Here is a 1947-nt window from a genome sequence, read left to right on the forward strand (position 1 = left end):
GCCCCGCGCCGGTCCCGGCCCAGGCCCGCCGCGGAGCCGGCCGTCGACGGGGTGAACCCGGACACCGCCGGCGAGATGCCGCCGGAATAGCGGTCCGTCAGAGCATCGTCCTGCCCCGAAAGCCGGCGACCACCGTTCGGGACGATGCTTCAGGCCCGCCCGGCGGTCATCGACAGCATGGCCGGGTCGATGCCGTTGGCCCGCAGGGCCAATTCGTACTTGGCGTCGAGGTCGGCGTCGAAGATCAGCGCCGGGTCGGCCGGGCAGTTGAGCCAGCCATTGGCCATGATCTCGCTCTCGAGCTGCCCCGCCTGCCAGCCGGCATAGCCGAGCGCCAGCACGGCGCTGGCCGGGCCCTCGCCGCTCGCGATGGCGCGCAGGATCTCGACCGTGGCGGTCAGGCAGATGCCGTCGTCGATGATCAGCGTCGATTGCTGGATGTGGAAGTCGTCGGTGTGCAGCACGAAGCCGCGCCGACCCTCCACCGGGCCGCCCATCAGCACCGGCATGTGGCCGACCCGTTCGCGCAGCCGGATCGCGTCCGCCTCCGGGGCGACGTCGAGCTGGACCAGCAGGTCCGGCATGCTGATGTCGGTCGCCGCCTTGTTGACGATGATGCCCATCGCGCCGTCGGCCGAATGGGCGCAGACGTAGATCACCGAGCGGGCGAAGCGCTCGTCGGCCATCCCGGGCATCGCCACGAGGAATTGTCCGTCGAGGAAGCTCGGGCCGGTGAGCGCGGACTGCACGGGCGACGCTGGGTTCGACATGCGCGTATGCTACGCGGCCCCCTCGCCTTGTCCAGCGGACAAAGCGCGCGTCGCCCCGGCCCCACCCGGCTGGAAAGGCGCTGTCGAATCTGCGGGCGGATCGCTATATATCCTCGCCCCCGGGCATTGGCCTTTGCATGGGCCTGACCTGGCCGCGAGAAGGAGGTGTCCCATGGCGGACGCTGCATCCCCGGCTGCCTTCGACATCGAAGCACAGCGCGCCCAGATCCAGCGGGCGCAGGAGGAGACGGGCAAGTTCGTCGCCGAGCAGCGCAAGCTGATGGCCGAGGCGGCCAAGCTGGCCACAGAGCAGCTCAAGATGTCGGCCGAGGCGGCCAAGCTCGGCCGCGACCGGGCGCTGGCGCCCTGGCAGGTCGCGCTCTCGGGCATGGCCGCGGGCGCGGCCTTCTTCGGGGCGGGCGCCGCCTTCATCAAGCTGCTCGGAGCGTGACGAGCTCCGCCGCCTCCGTCCTCGACAGGCGCGGGCCGCCACGCTAGGTCAGCCGCGATTGTCCAGCGCGCGATCCGAGCGTGCAGCAACGAGGGACCCGCGATGATTCAGGTCGGCGACCACCTGCCCCAGACGACCTTCCGCGTGACCGGCCCCGAGGGCCCGCTCGCCCGCACCACAGACGACGTGTTCAAGGGCCGTCGCGTGGTGCTGATCGGCGTGCCGGGCGCCTTCACGCCGAGCTGCCACCGCAACCACCTGCCCGGCTTCGTTTCCAAGAAGGACGAGATCACGGCCCGCGGCGTCGACGCCATCGCGGTCACCAGCGTCAACGACGTGTTCGTGATGGACGCGTGGTCGAAGGCCAGCGGCGCCGAGGGCCTGGAATTCCTGGCCGACGGCAATGCCGACTTCGCCAAGGCCATCGGCCTGGAGATGGACGGCACCGGCTTCGGCCTCGGGATCCGCTCCAAGCGCTACTCGATGCTGGTCGAGGACGGCGTGGTGAAGATCCTCAACGTCGAGGAGACCCCCTCGAAGGCCGAGGCGTCCGGCGCCGAGGCGCTGCTCAAGGTCCTCTAGGCCATCGGGGCTTCGCGCCCCGTACCCATCCCGCGTCAGCTCCGGTACGCGCTGGCGAGGTCGATGTCGTCCAGCGCGTCGTGGTGCAGGAGCAGCACGCCGGTCGCCGCCCCCCGGGGGCGCGCCGCCGGGGTGAAGCCGGCA

The 1947-nt window shown here is 71.0% G+C and carries 3 protein-coding genes; 2 read left to right on the forward strand and 1 reads right to left on the reverse strand.

What is annotated here, in order from left to right; translation table 11 throughout:
- Positions 1 to 149: 149 nt before the first annotated feature.
- Complete coding sequence (locus FV228_RS28195) at positions 150 to 770, reverse strand: YqgE/AlgH family protein (RefSeq protein ID WP_147857510.1); 621 nt, start codon at positions 768 to 770, stop codon at positions 150 to 152.
- Positions 771 to 942: 172 nt separating this feature from the next.
- Between FV228_RS28195 and FV228_RS28200 the strand changes: the two genes are divergently transcribed.
- Both FV228_RS28200 and FV228_RS28205 read left to right on the forward strand, forming a co-directional pair.
- Positions 943 to 1221: a hypothetical protein gene (locus FV228_RS28200; protein WP_147857511.1), complete on the forward strand. Its 279-nt coding sequence runs from the start codon at positions 943 to 945 to the stop codon at positions 1219 to 1221.
- A gap of 102 nt (positions 1222 to 1323) precedes the next feature.
- Positions 1324 to 1803, forward strand: coding sequence for a peroxiredoxin (locus tag FV228_RS28205; protein WP_147857512.1), 480 nt, complete (start codon positions 1324 to 1326; stop codon positions 1801 to 1803).
- Positions 1804 to 1947 lie beyond the last annotated feature (144 nt).

The sequence above is a fragment of the Methylobacterium sp. WL18 genome, from assembly GCF_008040015.1.
GTDB classification, from domain to species: domain Bacteria; phylum Pseudomonadota; class Alphaproteobacteria; order Rhizobiales; family Beijerinckiaceae; genus Methylobacterium; species Methylobacterium mesophilicum.